The organism is Arthrobacter arabinosi (assembly GCF_054511115.1).
In genome coordinates this window covers 163,799-181,905 of record NZ_JBTNDF010000004.1, presented here as the reverse complement: position 1 = coordinate 181,905, position 18,107 = coordinate 163,799, and the positions used below count along the sequence as shown (strand labels likewise).

Below are 18,107 nucleotides of genomic sequence, written 5' to 3'. Positions count from 1 at the left end.
TTACTTCGCGTCGTCCGGCGAAGATTCGTCGAGCGTCCAGCCGGTGATGGTCTCGAGGTCCTTCCCGGCGTCGCGCGTGTACTGCCACGCCCGCTGGCGCTGGTCCTGGAGGTCCTGCCGGAGGCGGGCCTGGGTGGCACCGAGGGCCGGCACGCGGTCGATCACGTCCATCGCCAGCTGGAACCTGTCGATCTGGTTGAGCATCGCCATGTCGAACGGTGTCGTGGTGGTGCCTTCCTCTTTATACCCGCGGACGTGCAGGTTCTCGTGGTTGGTCCGCCGGTAGGTGAGGCGGTGGATGAGCCACGGGTAGCCGTGGTAGGCGAAGATCACGGGCCTGGTGGTCGTGAACAGCGTGTCGAAGTCCCGAGCCGTCAATCCGTGGGGGTGCTCGGAGCTGTCCTGCAGGCGCATGAGGTCCACCACGTTGACCACGCGGATCCTGAGCCCCGGGACGGCCGCCTTGAGCAGCCCGGCAGCGGCCACGGCCTCGAGCGTCGGCACGTCGCCGGCGCAGCCGAGGACGACGTCGGGTTCCACTCCCGGCTCCTCGGATCCCGCGAAATCGAGGATGCCGATGCCCCGCTTCACGTGCAGGTGCGCCTCCTCGGGTCCGAACCAGGTGGGCGCGGGCTGCTTGCCGGTGACGATCACGTTGACGGTGTCGCGGGTCTGCAGGCAGTGCTCGGTCACGGCGAGCATCGTGTTGGCGTCCGGCGGCAGGTAGACCCGGATGATGTCCGCCTTCTTGTTCACCACGTGGTCGATGAAGCCCGGGTCCTGGTGGGAGAAACCGTTGTGGTCCTGCTGCCAGACATGGCTGGAGAGCATGTAGTTGAAGGACGCGATGGGCTGGCGCCAGGGCAGAGCCCGGTGCACCTTCAGCCACTTGGCGAACTGGTTGAACATCGAGTCGACGATGTGCACGAACGCCTCATAGCAGTTGAACACCCCGTGCCGGCCGGTGAGGAGGTAGCCCTCGAGCCAGCCCTGGCACAGGTGCTCGCTGAGGACCTCCATCACGCGGCCCGAGCGGGCGAGGTGCTCGTCGACGTCCTCGATGCGCGGCTGCCACACCTTGTCCGTCACCTCGTACACGGCCGACAGCCGGTTCGACGCCGTCTCGTCCGGCCCGAACAGGCGGAAGTTGTGCGGATTCCGCTCGATGACGTCCCGGAGGTAACCACCGACGGTCATCATCGGACTCGCCTTCCCGACGCCCGGCCGGGTGACCTCGACGGCGTGCTCGGCGTAGGAGGGCAGCACGAGGTCGCGGAGGAGCCGGCCGCCGTTGGCGTAGGGTGTCGCACTCATGCGGAGCGGGCCTTCCGGGGCGAGCGCGGCGATCGCCGGCCGCAGCTCCCCGGTGTCCGTGAACAGCGACGCCGGATCGTAGGATCGCATCCACTCCTCGAGCTGGTGCAGGTGCTCCTCGTTCTCGTGGATCCCGGACAGCGGCACCTGGTGCGCGCGCCACGTCCCCTCCGAGGGCAGCCCGTCCACCACGGCCGGTCCGGTCCAGCCCTTCGGTGAGCGCAGCACGATCATCGGCCACCGGGGCGCGATGGCCTCCGGGGCGGCCGGTGCGGTGCGGGCGGCCTCCTGGATGGCGTGGATGTCGTCGATGCAGGCGTCGAGGACGGCGGCGAAGTCCCGGTGCGCGGCCTCCGTGGCGGAGGGGTCGGACACCGTGACGAAGTGCGGGTCGTAGCCGTAGCCGTACATCAGCTGCCGCAACTGCTCCTCGGGCATGCGGGACAGCACGGTGGGGTTGGCGATCTTGTAGCCGTTGAGGTGCAGGATCGGCAGCACGGCGCCGTCGACCGCCGGGTCCACGAAGCTGGTCGAATGCCAGCTCGTGGCCAGCGGCCCGGTCTCGGCCTCGCCGTCGCCCACCACCGTGGCGGCGATGAGGTCGGGGTTGTCGAAGACGGCGCCGTAGGCGTGGGCCAGCGCGTAGCCGAGTTCCCCGCCCTCGTGGATGGACCCCGGGGTCTCCGGCGCCGCGTGGGAGGGGATGCCGCCGGGGTAGCTGAACTGCTTGAACAGGGCGTCGAGCCCGGCGCCGTCCCTGCCGATCGAGCTGTACACCTCGGAGTACGTGCCCTCGAGCCAGGCGTTCGCGACGTTCGCGGGGCCGCCGTGGCCGGGACCGGTGACGAAGAGCATCTCCTGCCGGCGCTCGGAGATCACGCGGTTCAGGTGCGAGTAGATGAAGTTCAGCCCGGGCGTGGTGCCCCAGTGCCCGAGCAGCCGTGCCTTCACGTCCTCCCCGGCGAGCGGGCGGGTCAGCAGGGCGTTGTCCCGCAGGTAGATCTGGCCGACCGAGATGTAGTTGGCTGCCCGCCACCAGGCGTCCAGTCCCTGGATATCGAGAGTACTCATATCTGCCTCCTTGGGTGATGCGCTGTATCGGTCCGTTCAGAGTTCGACGACGACGTCGGACGGCGACTTGTCGGGCCGCCAGCCGCGCCACACGGGATGCCGCAGGCGCCCGGTCCCGGTGTGCTCGCTGTACCGGACCTCCCCGACCAGGGCGGGCCGGACCCAGTGGGCGTCGGAGGCGTCGGCGCCGGGGACGCCGGCGAGGGGTGCGGTCTTGCGTGCCAGCTTCTTCAGGCGGGCGGCGACCTCCGCGAGGTCGCGTTCGGTCAGTCCTGATCCGACGCGGCCCACGTAGCGCAGGTCGACGCCGTCGGGCACGGCGACGAGCAGGGACCCCACCTTCGCGGAGCGGCTGCCCCTGCCGGGGCGCCAGCCCACCACCACGACTTCCTGCGTGTGTACGTGCTTGATCTTCATCCAGGACGCCGAACGCGCTCCGGGCTGGTAGTCGCTCGTGAGGCGCTTGGCCATGATGCCTTCCAGTCCCAGCTGCCGGCTCGCCTCGACGGCCTCCCGGAGCGTGGCGTCGAGCGCCGGCGGGACCTGCACGTGCCCGTCCTCCGCCTCGTCGACCGCATGTCCGAGGAGCTCGCGTCGCTGGCGGTATTCGAGCCCGGTGAGGTCGGTACCGTCGAGTTCCAGCAGGTCGAAGAGCATCAGGCGCACCGGTGTGGTGCGTCGCGCGGCGTCGATCTCGGCGCGGTACGTCAGCTTCATGCGGGACTGCAGGAGGCCGAAGTCGGGGCGGCCCTTCGCGTTCAGCGCGACGATCTCGCCGTCGAGCACTGCGCTGTCCGCGCTGACGAGCCCGGCGAGGTCCCCGAGCTCGGGGTAGGTGGACGTGGTGTCGGCACCGTTGCGGCTGACGAGTCGGACCACGCCGTCCCGGACGACGGCGATGCAGCGCACGCCGTCCCACTTCATCTCGTACGCCCAGTCCTCCGGATCGGGGATGGCACGCTCGGAGCCGAGGGTCGCGAGCATGGGCCGCACGACCGGGTCCTTCCCGGCCTCCGCGGCCGGATCCTGCCGCGCCTCCGGTTCCGGGTCCTGCCCGGTGTCCGTGCTGTTGTCCGTGCCGGTGTCCGCGCCGCGCCCCTGCTCGGCGTCCATGCCGGCGTCCTTGCCGACGTCCTGCTGCGCCTCGGCCGGCTGCTCCTTCATCAGGTGGATCAGCCAGTTGCTCCTGCCGCCCGACCCGCCGCCCGTGTTGATGAGGGCGTACCGGCGGGTGGCCGTGCCGCCCCGGGCGAGGCCGCCGCCGGGCTTCCCGTGGAGCGTGCAGATGACCTCCTTGCCGTCCCGCCACTTCTCCAGCTCGTAGGTGCCCGCATCCCAGATGGACACCTCGCCCGCGCCGTATTCTCCCTTGGGAATACTTCCCTCGAAGGAGCCGTAGTCGAGGGGGTGGTCCTCGGTCTGCACGGCCAGATGGTTCCTGTCCGGTGTCAGCGGAGGGCCCTTGGGGACGGCCCAGGAGACGAGCACGCCGTCGCGCTCCAGCCGGACGTCGTAGTGCAGCCGCCGCGCATGGTGCTCCTGGATCACGAAGCTGGTACCGCCCGCCGGCCCCACCGCTGCCGGGATCGGCTCGGGTGTCTTCGAGGCGTCACGCATGGAGCGGTACGTGGAGAGCCGGTCCGAGGCGTCCGCCCCTCCGGCTCCTCCCGGGGAGACGGGCTGCGTCGCGGGGGCCAGGACGTCCCCCAGGTCGTCGATGCGCTGCAGGACGTCCCGGTAGTCGAGGTGGGCGAGGCCCTCGGACCCGATCTCCTCCCAGGTGCGCGGCGCGGCGACCGTGGGTTCGAAGCGCCCGCGCAGCGAGTAGGGGCTCACGGTCGTCTTGTTCGCGTGGTTCTGGCTCCAGTCCACGAGCACCTTGCCGGGCCGGAGTGCCTTCTTCATGTCGCTGACCGCGAGGTCCGGGTGGTCGGCCTCGAGGGCGCGGGCGAGCTCGCGGGCGACGGCGGACACCTGCTCGGAGGTCTGCCGGCCGTCGAGGGCGCAGTAGAGGTGGATCCCCTTGGAGCCGCTGGTGACGGGGAAGGGCTCCAGGCCCATGCCCTGCAGGATGGGCCGGGCGAAACGGGCCACGGCGGCGCATTCCGCGAGCCCGGCGCCGGTCCCGGGGTCGAGGTCCAGGACGAGCCGGTCGGGATGGGCCTGGACGCCGCCCGCGTCGAAGCGCCACTGGGGCACGTGGAGTTCGAGCGCGGCGATCTGGCCCAGCCAGGTGAGCGTGGCGAGGTCGTCGACCATCGGATAGACGTTCGTGTGGTCCTTGTGCTTGATCGCGTTCCGCGGGACCCAGGCGGGGGCGTTGTCGTCGATGTTCTTCTGGAAGAACACCTCACCCGGCTTCTCGGGCGTGCCCACGCCGTGTACCCAGCGCTTGCGTGTCAGCGGGCGCTGCGCCGCGTGGCGGATCAGGTGCGGCGCGACGGCCGCGTAGTAGGCGAGGACCTCGGCCTTGGTGGTGCCGGTGGCGGGGTACAGCACCTTGTCCAGGCTGGTGAGGCGCAGCGTGCGCCCGTCCACGGTGACGGTCTGCTGCCCTGCGGAGCGGGGAGGGGCCATTCCCCCAGTCTTGACCGGATGCCCCCGGTATTCCAGTCCCAATCGGCGGACCGGCCCCGGGGCAGTCCGCGCATGCCTCAGTCCCCGAACTGCCGGCGGTACCGGGCCACGTACGTGTCCCAGACCGCGGGGTCCTGCCCGAGGCTGCGCTTGTTCAGGAAGTCGTCGAGTCCCGCGATGGTCAGGTGCCAGCCGGCGGCCATGGTGGCCGAGTGGCGGGGGCTGCCCGGGGTCAGGAACAGCACCAGCTGCGTGCCGTTCTCCGCGGTCCGCGCGAGCTCCCAGCGGAGGGTGTCCCGCTCCCAGGTGTAGGCGAGCACCGACGGCCTCTCGGCCTCCAGCACCGTGCCGCGGAGGGGCTTCTGGTCGGCGAAGCGGAAGAGGATCTCCTCGTCCTTGCGCGGCTCGAACTCCATCTCGCACGGGAACCAGTACTTCAGCTTCTCCGTCTCCGTGAGGTGCTTCCACAGCACGGTGGGGGGGAACGCGAACTGGAACTCCAGGCGCAGCACCGTCCCGCCGTCGTCGCTGGTGGTCTTGCTGACGATGGGTTCTACGGTCTCGGAAGTCACCCCTCAAGTCTAGGGGTGGGCGGAGGGCATCCTCTGGCCCGGTAAGCCTGCTTGGTGTTCACTGGACCCATGAGAGCCATCTGGAAGGGTGCCGTCGCGTTCGGGCTGGTGAACGTGCCGGTGAAGGTCTACAGCGCCACGGAGGATCACGACATCGCCCTGCACCAGGTGCACGACGACGACGGCGGCCGCATCCGCTACCAGCGGCGCTGCGAGGTGTGCGGCGAGGTGGTCGACTACAAGCACATCGACAAGGCGTACGACGACGGCGAGCACACGGTGGTGCTGACCGACGAGGACCTCTCCGCCCTGCCGGTCGAGAGGAGCCGGGAGATCGAGGTGGTCGAGTTCGTCCCGAGCGACCAGATCGACCCGATCATGTACGACCGCGCCTACTTCCTGGAACCGGACAGCGCCTCGACCAAGGCCTACGTCCTGCTGCGGCGCACGCTCGAGGAGACGGAGCGCACGGCGATCGTGCAGTTCTCCCTCCGCCAGAAGAGCCGCCTCGCGGCCCTGCGCGTGCGCGGGAACGTCCTGATGCTCCAGACGCTGCTGTGGGACGACGAGGTGCGCGAGGCGTCCTTCCCGTCCCTCGAGGAGAAGGTGCGGATCTCCGCGAAGGAGAAGGAGATGTCGGCGGCCCTCGTCGAGTCCTTCTCCACGGACTTCGATCCGCAGAATTTCACGGACGAGTACCAGGTGCAGCTACGCACCCTGATCGACGCGAAGATCGAGAAGGGTGACACCCTCGACACCGAGGAGACCTTCGGCGCCGCCAAGGCCGACGACGACGGCGACAACGTGCTGGACCTCATGGAGGCCCTGCGCCGCAGCGTCGAGAAGAACCGCCAGAAGAAGGCCGGGTCCGCGAAGGACTCCGGTTCAGCCAAGAAGAAGGGTGCGTGATGGGTTTCTTCACCGACAGCCTCGGCCGCCAGACGGTCGCCCAGAAGCCGAACGCCCCGATCCTCGGATGGGCACTCCTCGGTGCGGCCTCGTTCATGGCGCTCGACGGGAAGAACCGCGAGCGTCTGCGCCTGGCCAGTTCGGTGTGCCTGGCCGTCTGGGCCGCCCTCGAGGTCGTGTCCGGGCAGAGCGGCTTCCGCCGCAGTGCCGGTGCCCTGACGCTGTCCTGGCTCTGGCGGCGAGTGGGCGCCTGACCTAGCGCCGCTCGAAGACGTCGGGGACGCCGTCGTTGTCCGCGTCGATCGTCTCCTGCTTCTCGATCTCGCGGTACCGACCGTTCCGCCGGCGCAGCAGCACCGCGGCGGCGAGCGCGGCGATCAGCGACCCGGCGAGGATGGCGACCTTCGCGTGGTCGTCCTCCGGTGTGCCCTGGCCGAAGGCGAGTTCGCTGATGAGCAGCGACACCGTGAAGCCGACGCCCGCCAGCAGGGCGACGCCGACGATGTCCACCCATGCGAGGTCCGGGTCCAGGCTGGCCTTGGTGGTCTTCGTGACGGCGAGGGTCGCCAGCAGGATTCCCACGGGCTTGCCGATGACGAGTGCCACCATGATGCCGACGGCGATGGGGTCGGTGACGGCGCCGACGAGTCCCTCGACGCCGCCGACCGTCACTCCGGCGGAGAAGAAGGCGAAGACGGGCACGGCGAAGCCCGCGGACAGCGGGCGGATGCGGTGCTCGAGGGTGTCGGCCAGTCCTTCGGGCTGTACGTCGTGCGCCTTGGCCGGCCCGTGCGCCGGCTCGGCGGCGACGGGCTGCGCCGGGTCGTCGAGGTCCGATGCCGTGGCGCCGCGCGGGAGGACGGGGATGGCGAACCCGAGCAGGACGCCGGCGACGGTGGCGTGCACCCCGGATTCGTGGACCAGGGCCCACACCACGAACCCGAGCGGGAGCAGGATCAGCCACGGCGACCAGGTCCGGCGCTGGAAGAAGGTGGGGAAGCGCTGCGCGAGGAACGCGTAGAGCGCGAGCGGGACGATCGCGACCAGCAGGGGCGGGACGGAGATGTCCTCCGAGTAGAAGAACGCGATGATACTGATGGCCAGGAGGTCGTCCACGACGGCGAGTGTCAGCAGGAAGATACGCAGGGCGCTCGGGAGGGACGATCCGACGACGGCGAGGACGGCCACGGCGAAGGCGATGTCGGTCGCGGTCGGGATGGCCCAGCCGCGCAGTGCCTCAGGGCCCGCACTCAGCGTGATCGCGACGTACACCAGGGCGGGCACGGCGACCCCGCCGATCGCCGCCGCGACGGGCACGATCGCGCGGTCGAAGGTGCGCAGGTCACCGGCGACGAACTCACGCTTCAGCTCCAGTCCCGCAAGGAAGAAGAAGATGGCGAGCAGGCCGTCCGCGGCCCACGCCCCGACGCTCAGCTCGAGGTGCCAGGGCTCGTAGCCGAACCTGAAGTCACGGACCGCGAAATAGGTGTCCGCTGCGGCGGTGTTCGCGAGGACGAGCGCCAGGACGGTGGCGAGGAGGAGGAGCCCTCCGCCGACGGTCTCCTTGCGCAGGATGCCGGAGATCCGCAGGTGTTCGGGGTAGCTGCTGCGTGCGAAGACGGTGGCGTCGCGGGGTGTGCCGGGCGGATCGGACGGCATACGTGTGGAGGTCATGGTTTCCTGGGGTCGGGCTCGCTCGAGAGAGCGCCGACCAGACTTCCCGGCTCACCAAGAGTTCCAGCATAGCGGGCCGCAGGACCGGAGGGGCGGTGAGGACGCTCCGTTCCCGGCCTTGCGCTGCCTGCCGTTCCTCCCGACGGACACCGTCATCGCTCAGGGAGCGAGGATGTCGGCCAGTTCCCCGATCGTCGACACCTCGTGATCCGGGCGCGCCATGGCGGCAGGGTAGGGCGAGCCGGCGCGGTTCAGCCACGCCGTCCTCAGGCCCGCCCGCGCGGCGCCCTCGATATCCCACGGGTGGGCGGCGACGAGCACGACGTCGTCCGCCGTCCGCCGCACCGTCCCGAGGGCGTAGGCGTAGGACTCCGGCGCGGGCTTCCACCGCGGTGCGTCCTCGACGGACAGGACGGGGCCCATCTCCTCCCGGATCCCGGCCCGCTCGAGGAGGGCCTCCGCCGTCGCGGCGGCCCCGTTGGTGAGGGCCGCCAGTTCGATGCCCCGGGCGGCAAGGGCGCGGATCCCCTCGACGACGTCCGGGTGGACCGGCAGCTCCTGGAACCTCGTCATCACGTGCCCGATGGCCTCCCCGGCGTCACGGTTGAGCAGCTGGTCGGCGAGGACCGTGCTCAGGGCGTCCTCGGCGACGTCGGCGAAGGGCGTGTTCCCGCCGGCTGCCGTGAGGGCGAACCCGTCACGGAGCACCGACGCGAACCACAGGGCGGCCAGGTGGCCTGGAGCGCCGATCTCCTCGAAGTGCTGGGACATCCGCCCCAGGTCCGAGAGGGTCCCGTTGACATCGAACACCACGAGGCCCGGGCCCATTACTGGCGGTATCCCTCCACCTGGCTGACGGGACGGGCGTCGGCGTCGGCCGGGTCCTCCCCGGCCGACGCCTTCGCGCGGCGCTGACGCAGCAGGTCCCAGCACTGGTCGAGATCCTCCTCGACACGCTTGAGGCGGGTGGCGTGGTCCTGGTGCTCCGCGCCGGCGTCCTGGGGCTGCTCACGGAGTTCGTGCTCTTCCTGAACGAGTGCCTGGATGCGCTGCAGGAGATCCTGGTTGTCCATGGTGCTGTCCCTTCGGGGTGCGGTACCGGGTGGGCGCGGAAAACGCTCAGCAGGCTTTGCTTCAGGCTACTGAGGCGGCGCAGCGATGGCCAGCACGACCGCCGTGCAGGCGGTGGTCGCCCTTGTGCTTCGGGGGAATTTGGCGGGACGCCCGGATGGCCTAAGCTATGGGAGAACCAATTGCCTGTGTAGCTCAGTCTGGTAGAGCACCCGCTTCACACGCGGAAGGCCCGGGGATCGAGGCCCCGCGCAGGCACGAGGATCGGCTGGAGACAGCACAGGAAAGGCCCGTACCGCTACGTCGGTACGGGCCTTTCCTGTGCCCGGAGGATTTCGCCCCGGGCGAACACGCCTCCTTAGCACTCGGCTGGTCCGAGTGCTAACATTTTGCGTAGTTGAGCGGAGGGCGCTCAACTACGACGATCCAACCACCTGCCGGTGGCATCAGCGAAGGAGTTGTTTCCCGTGGCCATGAAATTCGATCCGTTCCGTGAGCTGGACCGCGTTACCGGCGCCCTGCTGGAGGGCCGCTCCGGCCTGCGCCTCATGCCGATGGACCTCTACCGCGAGAGGGACCACTACGTCCTCTCCGCGGATCTCCCGGGCATCGACCCCGGGTCGGTCGACATCGACGTCGACGGCCAGCTCCTCACCATCCGTGCCGAGCGCACTCTGCGCAGCGCGGAGGGCGTCAAGTGGCTGACCCGCGAGCGCGAGAGCGGCTCGTTCCTGCGCCAGCTCAACCTCGGCCAGGGCGTCGACACGGAGGGCATCGCCGCCCGCTACGAGAACGGGGTCCTCAGCGTGACGATCCCCGTCATCGAGCGCGCGAAGCCCCGCAAGATCGAGGTGATCAGCGGTGAATCCGCTGAATCGGTCCAGTCGTCCGTCACGGACGCGGCCCCCCAGGGCGCCGTCGACGCGTAGGACCGCCCGCCACGGATACCCCCGGGCGCCCGCCCGGGGGTATCCGGCGTCCACCCCAGGTTCCCCTTGCACACCGGGCGGCCGGGTGCGAAGGATGGGGGCATGGACTTCACACCGAGCAAAGCAATCGTCACCGGTTCCGATTCCGGCATCGGCCGCGCGACGGCCGTCGCCCTTGCCGCGGCAGGCTGCGACGTCGGCGTCACCTGGCACTCCGACCAGGAGGGAGCCGAGGAGACCGCCCGCCTCGTGCGGGAGAAGGGCGTGCGGGCCGCCGTCGCGCAGCTCGACACCACGGACGCGCCCGCCTGCGGCGACGTCGTCGACCAGCTCGCGCACGAGCTCGGCGGCCTCGACGTCTTCGTCAACAATGCCGGCGTCAACGGCGGCACCATGTTCATGGAGACGGACTGGGACACGTGGCGCGGCACGATGGGCGCGAACCTCGACGGCGCGTTCGTCTGCCTCCAGCGGGCCGCGCGGCACATGATCGACGGCGGCCGGGGCGGGCGCATCATCGCAGTGACCAGCGTGCACCAGGAGCAGCCGCGCGTGGGCTCGGCGGCGTACGACGCCTCGAAGCACGGACTCGGTGGCCTGATCCGGACCATCGCCCTCGAACTGGCGGATCGGGGCATCACCGCCAATGCGGTGCTGCCCGGTGAGATCAACACGCCCATGAACGACTCCGAGGAGAAGGACCCCCACTCCATGGACCGCCCTGGCATCCCGCTCGGCCGCCCCGGCGCACCCGAGGAGATCGCCGACGTCGTCGCGTTCCTCGCCTCCGGCGCCTCCAGCTACGTCAATGGTGCCTCGTTCGTCGTCGACGGCGGCATGCTCCTCATGGGCCCCCAGGCGGGATCGCATCTGACGAGCGGAGCATGGCGGACCCTCTGACGGCGTCGGGGCGGGAACCGCACCAACCTTCAGCAGGCATTCACGCGCCGTTCAGGAAGCGCGGCTACGGTGGAATCCCGGAACCTCCCGAAAGGCCCACCATGGACGCTCTCCCCCCAGCCCCCGATGTCGAGCTCCAGGACTGGTCGGGCTTCACGCGCGGCCAGGACGTCGTCCTCCACCACGCCACGCGGGCCCAGCTGCACGGTGTCCTGGACATGAGGACCGACGACGCCTCCGTGGTGTGGATCAGGCTGAGCGACGGCGGTGGCCGCCGCCTCGTCCACCGGGGCGACGGCTACCGCCTCCGCCACGCCTGACCCGCCCCCGAGGGCGTTCGTCCACCGGCTGTCCACCTTGGGTTCACCGATCAGCCACCTGTAACGTTGCGGTGGTGAGAATTCGTGCCGCCCTGTCCCTGTCGCTCGCCGTCGTCCTCGGCCTGACCGCCTGCGGGTCGGACTACCCCCTCGGACCGGAGCAGAAGGCGGCGGCGCAGCGCGGCGACACGAGCCTCCAGGGAGCGGTGACGGCCTCCGGCTCCTCCGCCCAGGGGCCCGCGATGGATGCCTGGCGGACGGGACTCTCCGCGCTGTATCCGCGTGCGCAGGTCCAGTACTCACCCGACGGTTCCGGAGCGGGGCGCGGTGCGCTGCTCGCGGGTGCCGTGGGGTTCGCCGGCTCGGACGCCTACCTGAGCGACGAGGAGCTCGCGGAGTCCACGGAGGCGTGCGGGCCGGGTGGCGCCTTCAACATCCCCGCCTACGTCTCGCCGATCAGCGTGGCGTTCAACCTGCCCGGGATCTCCGAACTGGATCTCGACGCCGCCACCGTGGCCCGGATCTTCCGCGGTGAGATCACGGTGTGGGACGATCCCGCCATCGCCGCGCAGAACGACGTCGACCTCCCTGCCCTGCCCATCGCCGCGGTGAGCCGCTCCGACGACTCGGGCACCACCGAGAACTTCACCGACTACCTCCACGCCGTGGCCCCGGAGATCTGGACCGAGGAGGCCGACGGGACGTGGCCCTCGGGCCTCGCCAACGAGAACGCGAAGGGGAACGCAGGGGTGGTCAGTACGGTCGCCGGTACCGCGGGCGCCGTCACGTACGCCGACGACTCCGCCGTCGGGGATCCCCTCGGACGCGTGGCGCTGAAGGTCGGCGACGACTACGTGCCGGTGAGCTCCGAGGCCGCCGCGGCAGCGGTCGACCTCGCGGGTCGCACCCCCGGACGCAAGGACCACGACATCGCACTGGACCTCGACCGGAGGACCAGCGAACCCGGGGTCTATCCGCTGGTCCTCGTGTCCTACCACGTGTACTGCTCGCGCTACGAGAACGAGGCGACGGCCGCGGTCGTGCGGGCCTTCGGCACCTACGCCGTCAGCGAGGAAGGCCAGGCCGCAGCCGCGGAGGCCGCGAAGAGTTCGCCCATCTCCCCGGAACTGTCACGGCAGGCCACCGACGCGATCGCGTCCATCGAGGTGGGGGACATCCCCTAGGACGAGCGAGGAGACGGATCCCCGAAGGGATCCGCCTCCTGCGGCGCGGGATGCATCAGCCGATGCGCGGGCCGCCTGAATCGGGATCGTCCGTCGAGGTGTCCGGCAGGGTGCTGTCGGCCGGCTCGGCCTCGGAGGTGACGCCCGACGGCGGTGCCGCGACGTCGCCGCGCCAGGCGCCCGTCTCGCCGCCGCTCTTCTCGATGAACTGCTTGAACCGCTTGAGGTCGCCCTTCACCTGTGCGGCGTCGGCGTTGACGACTGCCCCGACCTTCTCGATGAACGTCTCCGGGTGCCAGTCGATCTGCACCATGAGCCGCGTGGTGTTCGCGTCCAGGCGGTGGAAGGTGACCACGCCGGCGTGGGATTCGCCGTCGGTGCTCTTCCAGGCCACGCGCTCGTCAGGGTGCTGCTCGGTGATCTCGGCGTCGAACTCGCGGCGCACGCCACCGATGCTCGTCACCCAGTGGGTGGAGGTGTCCGAGGTCTGCGTGATCGACTCCACCCCGCCCATGAAGTGGGGGAAGCTCTCGAACTGGGTCCACTGGTTGTAGGCGGTGCTGACCGGTACTGATACGTCGATGGATTCCTGCACTGAAGCCAAAACGGTTCCTCCTTGGTCGGACTCCGGTGCCGCCCGCACACCCGCGCAGGGCATGCGGCACGGCGAAACCGTAAGTCCCCTTAGCGTAGGCAGGTCGGGTGGAATTGGCCAACGCGCAGGGCTAGGGTGAAAGAGGTCCTTCCGGCCGGAATCAGTGCCTCGGGCGCACGGCTGGAGGGAAGAATTTTCCCTAGTACTGGAGGACTCATGAAGGCTTCATCCACCCTCACGGACAACATGCAGGCCGTCCTGGTCGACCTGATCGAGCTGCACCTGCAGGGCAAGCAGGCCCACTGGAACGTGGTCGGCAAGAACTTCCGTGACCTCCACCTGCAGCTGGACGAGATCATCGACGACGCCCGCCTGTTCGCGGACGAGATGGCGGAGCGGATGCGCGCCCTGCACGCCGTTCCCGACGGCCGCAGCGTGGCGGTGGCCGAGGGGACCAAGATCGAGCCGTTCCCGGCCGGCCTCGTCTCGACCAAGGACACCGTGGGCCTCGTGGTCCGGATGCTGAATGCCAGCGTCAAGACCATGCGCGACGTCCACGACCAGATCGACGAGGAGGACCCCACCACCGCGGACCTGCTGCACGGCTTCATCGCCAAGCTCGAGCAGTACGCGTGGATGGTCGACGCCGAGAACATGGAGCCCACCGCGGAGGTCGTCACCCCCGCCGGCACCGAGAAGGCCACCGTCTGACGAACCCGTCCGACCGGGCGCGGGAGGAACGCACGCCGTCCTCCTCCCGCGCCGGTGACGGGCCCGGCCGGCGGGCCCGTACCTCGCGTCCCGCCGACCGTCCCGCTAGTCGATGGCCTGGCTGACCTCGGCGAGCAGCGAGGCCATGCACTCCTCCGCCGTCGCCCCGTCACCACTCCTGACCGCGGACGCCACCTGCTCGTGCGTCCGGAGTGCGTGCTCCTTCGGAGTGTGCGGCATGAGGCCCTGGTGTGTCCGGCCCGACAGCACCTCCGCGATCACCTCGCGCAGGGCGAGGAACATCTCGTTGCCGCTCGCCTCGAGGAGGAGCGTGTGGAACTCGATGTCCACCGCCAGGAAGTCCTCGAGCCGTCCCGCTTCACCCAGTCGTCGCAGGTCCTCGCCGAGCGCCGAGATCCGCAGGCGCTGCTCGGCAGATGCATGCCGGGCCGCGAGCGCCGCAGCGACGGGTTCGACGGCGCGGCGCAGGTGCGTGAGGGAACGGAACTGGTCCGCGCGCCCCGGACCATTGAGCCGCCAGCGGATCACCCGCGGATCGTAGACGTTCCACCGCCCCGGCCCCTGTACCACGAGCCCCACGCGACGCTTGGGCACGATCAGGTTCATGGACTCCAGCACCCGCATGCAGTCCCGCACCACGGTGCGAGAGACCCCGAACTGCTGCTGCAGGCCCTCGATCGTCAGGCGCGTGCCCTCGGGCAGCACGCCGTCCGCGATGTCCTGGCCCAGCGCGTCGATGATCCGCGTGTGGAACACCGCGGCTGCCTCCCCCGGTGAGCCCGCCGGTACTGACTGCGACGTCATCGTCCTCCTCCATGCGCCGGCGGCCACCCGGCCGATCCCCTAACGATAGAGCGATCGCGCAAACCCGGAAAGGTACTACCTTTGACGTGAAAGGTGTTACCTTTACTCCGATCGCGAACCGTTCCACAGCACCGACAAGGGAGTCAGCATGGATGCACAGCCACACCATGTGGTCGTCATGGGTATCTCCGGATCCGGGAAGACCACCATCGCCACCCGCCTCACGGAACGGCTCGGCTGGGTGTTCGCCGAGGCGGACGACTTCCACCCCGCGGCGAACATCGCGAAGATGACCGCCGGCACGGCGCTCACCGACGAGGACCGCTGGCCCTGGCTGGAGTCCATGCGGAACTGGATGACCCTTCAGGCGCAGGCCGGCCGCAGCACCGTGGTCACCTGCTCGGCCCTGAAGCGTTCCTACCGGGATCTCCTCACCGGTGCAGAGGGTCGGGTGCGGTTCGTGCACCTGCTCGGCGACACCGATCTCATCCTCGAGCGCATGAAGACCCGCAGCGGTCACTTCATGCCGGAGTCGCTCCTGCCCTCGCAGCTCAGCACGCTCGAACCCCTGGAACCCGATGAGCTCGGTATCCGCATCCAGAACACCGGTACGCCCGACGACGTCACGACCTACGTCATCGACCAGCTCGACCTACACAGCACCTGACCCCCACCCCCGATCCGCACCACTTTCAACGGAGAAAATATGCCCATCGAAGGATGGACCCAGAGCCTCACCGCCGGTCCGCTCCTCCTGATCGCTGCAGCGGCCATCCTCGCGCTGCTGTTCCTGATCATCAAGCTCCGCATCCACGCGTTCGTCGCCCTGATCCTCATCAGCCTCGCCACCGCCTTCGCCACCGGGATCCCCACGTCGCAGATCGTCCCCGTGCTGGTCAGCAGCTTCGGGACCACGCTCGGCGCCGTGGCGCTGCTGGTGGGCCTCGGCGCGATGCTGGGGCGCCTGGTCGAGACCAGCGGCGGCGCGAGGGTGCTCGCCGACTACCTCATCCGGGCCTTCGGCGAGAAGCGGGCACCCCTCGCCCTCGGCGTCGCCTCGCTGATCTTCGGCTTCCCCATCTTCTTCGACGCCGGCCTCGTGGTCATGCTGCCCATCGTCTTCTCCGTCGCCCGACGCCTCGGCGGCGGCGTGCTGCGCTACGGACTCCCCGCTGCCGGCGCCTTCTCCGTCATGCACATCTTCGTCCCGCCGCACCCGGGACCCGTCGCCGCGTCCGAGTTCTTCGGCGCGAACGTCGGCATCGTCATCCTGGTCGGCCTCCTGGCCGCGATCCCCACGTGGTACGTGACCTCCTACCTGTACGGTCTCTGGGCCGGCAGGAAGTACGTCCTGCCCGTCCCTGAGCTGCTCGGCACGGCCGACGAGCACGCCGAGGCGAACCCGCCCAAATTCGGCACCGTCGTCGGGATCCTGCTGCTGCCCCTGGTGCTGATCTTCCTCAACACGGGCCTGAACACGCTGGCCCGCTCGGGTGCCGTGGACGAGAGTGTGACGGAACAGGGATGGTTCCAGCTCCTGCGCATGCTCGGGGAGACCCCCGTGGCCCTGCTGATCACCCTCCTCGTGGCGTCCTACGTGCTCGGCCGCCGCCGTGGGATCGACAAGACCGTCCTGGAGGGCACGCTGGAATCGGCGCTCGGCCCGGTCTGCTCCGTCATCCTCATCACCGGCGCGGGCGGCATGTTCGGCGGTGTCCTCCGGGCCAGCGGCATCGGCGACGCACTCGCCGACGTCCTCGGCGATCTCGGGATCCCGATCATCCTCGCCGGCTTCCTGATCGCCGCGATCCTCCGCATCGCCCAGGGCTCGGCGACCGTGGCACTGACCACCGCCGCCGGCCTCATCTCCCCCGCGATCCTCGCGGGCGACTACAACAGCCTGCAACTGGCAGCCCTCGTCGTCGCCGTCGCCGGCGGTTCCGTGGTGGCGAGCCACGTCAACGACTCCGGCTTCTGGCTCGTGGGCCGCTTCTTCAACATGGACGTCAAGACCACCCTGAAGACGTGGACGGTCATGGAGACGACGATCGGGCTCATGGGCTTCGCCATCGCCACCGCGGTCTTCGGCCTCGCCTCCGCGGCCTGACGAACCACAACATCACCGAAAGGCCCGCCCCGCACTCGTGCGGGGCGGGCCTTTCCATGTGCTTCGGCGCTTCGGTGCGCAGCCGTGGCGGGTCGACGCGCCCTACACCCGCCACGACTGCGCATCGAGCGGGTTGCCACGGAGGGGTCAGCGCCGTTTCCCGCGCGATCCGGCGGGACGGGTGGCTTTTCGCGGCTGCGTCTTTCCCGCACCCTTCTGCTCCCGGGGGCCGGCCGCGGCCTTCTTCGCGGCGGCCTTCTGGGACGCGGTCTTCTTGGGCGCCTCGCGCTGCGAGGGCTGCCGTGAACTCCGGGCCGTGCGTCCCCGCACGATCCCGATGAACTCCTCGACGTCGTCGGACCCGTCCTCCACGCGCCAGGCGATCCCGATGGTGGTCACGGGGAGCCCCGGGACGGGGCGGTGGACGGCATCCTTGCGGGCATACAGGCGGGCGAGGGACATCGGCAGGACGACGACGCCGGCACCGGTCGCGGCGACCTCCACGGCCGCCCTCGGCCCCCCGCACCCGTCGACGTCGAGCAGGGTCTCCCCCTCGAGCTCCTCGAGCGGCACGTCGTCGTAGAGGGACAGTTCGTTGTCCCGCGACATGACGGCGACGGGCTGCTCCTCGTAGAGGGGGATCAGGTGGATCCCCGCCCGTTCCACCGGCAGGCGGACGAAGGCGAGGTCGTCGGAGGCGTCCAGCAGCGCCGCCAGGGCGTCGTCGTGCTGGTGGAGGACGAGACCCACCTCGGGGTGGCGCTCACGCCACCTGGCCACCCACTTCCCCGGCGTCACGCCCGGCACGAAGCCGACGGACAGGATTCTGGGCTGGTCTGCGGGCATCTGATCACAGTAGCGCCTGCCCCGCTCCGGTGAGGCGGACGGTTAAGCTGGGACCATGACTCCCCCGAAGACCCCCCAGACCCTGAAGCCCGCCACGGCGGCCAGGAAACTGGGAATCTACCTGCCCGCCGCCCCCCAGGACTTCCAGGAGACCGAGCTGACGCGCGCGGAGTTCAACGAACTGCAGCAGACCCCGCCCGAGTGGCTCGCCGAACTGCGCCGCACCGGACCGCACCCGCGTCCCGTCGTCGCGCAGAAGCTCGGCATCTCCAACGGCGGGCTGACCCGCGGCGGCCTCACCGATCCCCTGACGAGCGAGCAGATCACCGCCCTGCTCCAGGATCCGCCCGCGTGGCTGGTCACGGAGCGGGCCACCCAGGCGGCCGTCCGTGCGGAGGCGGCGCGGGTGAAGGAGCGCGACGCCGCGCGCAAGGCGTCCGACGCCTGATTCCACCCCACGAACCGGGCTTCAGGTACCACACGAGGCCCGGTTTTCTGCGCA

General features: G+C 69.9%; 19 protein-coding genes and 1 tRNA gene. 11 read left to right on the top strand and 9 right to left on the bottom strand.

Annotated elements, in window-relative coordinates:
- The 3 genes from ACX80P_RS12245 to ACX80P_RS12235 all read right to left on the bottom strand — a co-directional run bounded on the left by ACX80P_RS12245 (position 1) and on the right by ACX80P_RS12235 (position 5,534).
- Positions 1–2,385: a phosphoketolase family protein gene (locus tag ACX80P_RS12245; protein ID WP_459278371.1), complete on the bottom strand. Its 2,385-nt coding sequence runs from the start codon at positions 2,383–2,385 to the stop codon at positions 1–3.
- A 36-nt stretch (positions 2,386–2,421) separates the two neighbouring features.
- Positions 2,422–4,962, bottom strand: coding sequence for an ATP-dependent DNA ligase (locus ACX80P_RS12240; protein ID WP_459278370.1), 2,541 nt, complete (start codon positions 4,960–4,962; stop codon positions 2,422–2,424).
- Positions 4,963–5,039: 77 nt separating this feature from the next.
- On the bottom strand, positions 5,040–5,534 hold the full coding sequence (locus ACX80P_RS12235) for an SRPBCC domain-containing protein (protein ID WP_459278368.1): 495 nt from the start codon (positions 5,532–5,534) through the stop codon (positions 5,040–5,042).
- Positions 5,535–5,603: 69 nt separating this feature from the next.
- Here ACX80P_RS12235 and ku point away from each other — a divergent pair, with 69 nt between their 5' ends.
- The gene (gene ku / locus ACX80P_RS12230; protein WP_459278367.1) at positions 5,604–6,443 is read left to right on the top strand and encodes a non-homologous end joining protein Ku; all 840 of its coding nucleotides are present in this window, start codon (positions 5,604–5,606) and stop codon (positions 6,441–6,443) included.
- Positions 6,443–6,697, top strand: coding sequence for a hypothetical protein (locus ACX80P_RS12225; protein WP_459278366.1), 255 nt, complete (start codon positions 6,443–6,445; stop codon positions 6,695–6,697). Before ku ends, ACX80P_RS12225 begins: the two co-directional genes overlap by 1 nt.
- Position 6,698: 1 nt before the next feature.
- Here ACX80P_RS12225 and nhaA read toward each other — a convergent pair whose 3' ends face one another.
- From nhaA to ACX80P_RS12210, 3 genes are all read right to left on the bottom strand, one after another.
- The gene (gene nhaA, locus ACX80P_RS12220; RefSeq protein WP_459278365.1) at positions 6,699–8,117 is read right to left on the bottom strand and encodes a Na+/H+ antiporter NhaA; all 1,419 of its coding nucleotides are present in this window, start codon (positions 8,115–8,117) and stop codon (positions 6,699–6,701) included.
- Positions 8,118–8,276: 159 nt separating this feature from the next.
- Positions 8,277–8,945 carry a haloacid dehalogenase type II gene (locus ACX80P_RS12215; protein WP_459278364.1) on the bottom strand — a complete coding sequence of 223 codons (669 nt, stop codon included), beginning with the start codon at positions 8,943–8,945 and terminating at the stop codon, positions 8,277–8,279.
- The gene (locus ACX80P_RS12210; RefSeq protein WP_459278363.1) at positions 8,945–9,190 is read right to left on the bottom strand and encodes a DUF2630 family protein; all 246 of its coding nucleotides are present in this window, start codon (positions 9,188–9,190) and stop codon (positions 8,945–8,947) included. Before ACX80P_RS12210 ends, ACX80P_RS12215 begins: the two co-directional genes overlap by 1 nt.
- Before the next feature lie 182 nt (positions 9,191–9,372).
- Between ACX80P_RS12210 and ACX80P_RS12205 the strand changes: the two genes are divergently transcribed.
- The 5 genes from ACX80P_RS12205 to pstS all read left to right on the top strand — a co-directional run bounded on the left by ACX80P_RS12205 (position 9,373) and on the right by pstS (position 12,521).
- Positions 9,373–9,446 (top strand) — tRNA-Val (locus ACX80P_RS12205).
- A gap of 215 nt (positions 9,447–9,661) precedes the next feature.
- Complete coding sequence (locus tag ACX80P_RS12200; protein WP_459278526.1) at positions 9,662–10,117, top strand: Hsp20/alpha crystallin family protein; 456 nt, start codon at positions 9,662–9,664, stop codon at positions 10,115–10,117.
- Positions 10,118–10,219: 102 nt separating this feature from the next.
- Complete coding sequence (locus tag ACX80P_RS12195; protein ID WP_459278362.1) at positions 10,220–11,017, top strand: SDR family oxidoreductase; 798 nt, start codon at positions 10,220–10,222, stop codon at positions 11,015–11,017.
- Positions 11,018–11,118: 101 nt separating this feature from the next.
- A complete protein-coding gene (locus tag ACX80P_RS12190) occupies positions 11,119–11,337 on the top strand; it encodes a hypothetical protein (protein ID WP_459278361.1) in 219 nt (72 codons plus the stop codon).
- Positions 11,338–11,411: 74 nt separating this feature from the next.
- Positions 11,412–12,521 (top strand): phosphate ABC transporter substrate-binding protein PstS, encoded by a 1,110-nt coding sequence (gene pstS, locus ACX80P_RS12185; RefSeq protein ID WP_459278360.1) that lies wholly within the window; start codon positions 11,412–11,414, stop codon positions 12,519–12,521.
- A 55-nt stretch (positions 12,522–12,576) separates the two neighbouring features.
- On the opposite strand, the gene ACX80P_RS12180 is transcribed toward pstS, so the two are convergent.
- Positions 12,577–13,116 (bottom strand): SRPBCC family protein, encoded by a 540-nt coding sequence (locus ACX80P_RS12180; protein WP_459278525.1) that lies wholly within the window; start codon positions 13,114–13,116, stop codon positions 12,577–12,579.
- 216 nt (positions 13,117–13,332) lie between these two features.
- Here ACX80P_RS12180 and ACX80P_RS12175 point away from each other — a divergent pair, with 216 nt between their 5' ends.
- Positions 13,333–13,827 (top strand): Dps family protein, encoded by a 495-nt coding sequence (locus ACX80P_RS12175; RefSeq protein ID WP_459278359.1) that lies wholly within the window; start codon positions 13,333–13,335, stop codon positions 13,825–13,827.
- A gap of 105 nt (positions 13,828–13,932) precedes the next feature.
- Here ACX80P_RS12175 and ACX80P_RS12170 read toward each other — a convergent pair whose 3' ends face one another.
- Positions 13,933–14,652, bottom strand: a complete 720-nt coding sequence (locus tag ACX80P_RS12170) for a FadR/GntR family transcriptional regulator (RefSeq protein WP_459278358.1) — start codon at positions 14,650–14,652, stop codon at positions 13,933–13,935.
- A 148-nt stretch (positions 14,653–14,800) separates the two neighbouring features.
- Here ACX80P_RS12170 and ACX80P_RS12165 point away from each other — a divergent pair, with 148 nt between their 5' ends.
- Together ACX80P_RS12165 and ACX80P_RS12160 are read left to right on the top strand one after the other, a co-directional pair.
- A complete protein-coding gene (locus tag ACX80P_RS12165) occupies positions 14,801–15,319 on the top strand; it encodes a gluconokinase (RefSeq protein WP_459278357.1) in 519 nt (172 codons plus the stop codon).
- Positions 15,320–15,358: 39 nt separating this feature from the next.
- Positions 15,359–16,759 (top strand): GntP family permease, encoded by a 1,401-nt coding sequence (locus tag ACX80P_RS12160; protein ID WP_459278356.1) that lies wholly within the window; start codon positions 15,359–15,361, stop codon positions 16,757–16,759.
- Positions 16,760–16,906: 147 nt separating this feature from the next.
- Here the strand turns inward: ACX80P_RS12160 and ACX80P_RS12155 are convergent, their stop codons facing one another.
- Positions 16,907–17,605 carry a LysR substrate-binding domain-containing protein gene (locus tag ACX80P_RS12155; protein ID WP_459278355.1) on the bottom strand — a complete coding sequence of 233 codons (699 nt, stop codon included), beginning with the start codon at positions 17,603–17,605 and terminating at the stop codon, positions 16,907–16,909.
- Between the two features lie 55 nt (positions 17,606–17,660).
- On the opposite strand from ACX80P_RS12155, the gene ACX80P_RS12150 reads away from it, so the two are divergent.
- Positions 17,661–18,053, top strand: coding sequence for a DUF5997 family protein (locus ACX80P_RS12150; RefSeq protein WP_459278354.1), 393 nt, complete (start codon positions 17,661–17,663; stop codon positions 18,051–18,053).
- Positions 18,054–18,107 lie beyond the last annotated feature (54 nt).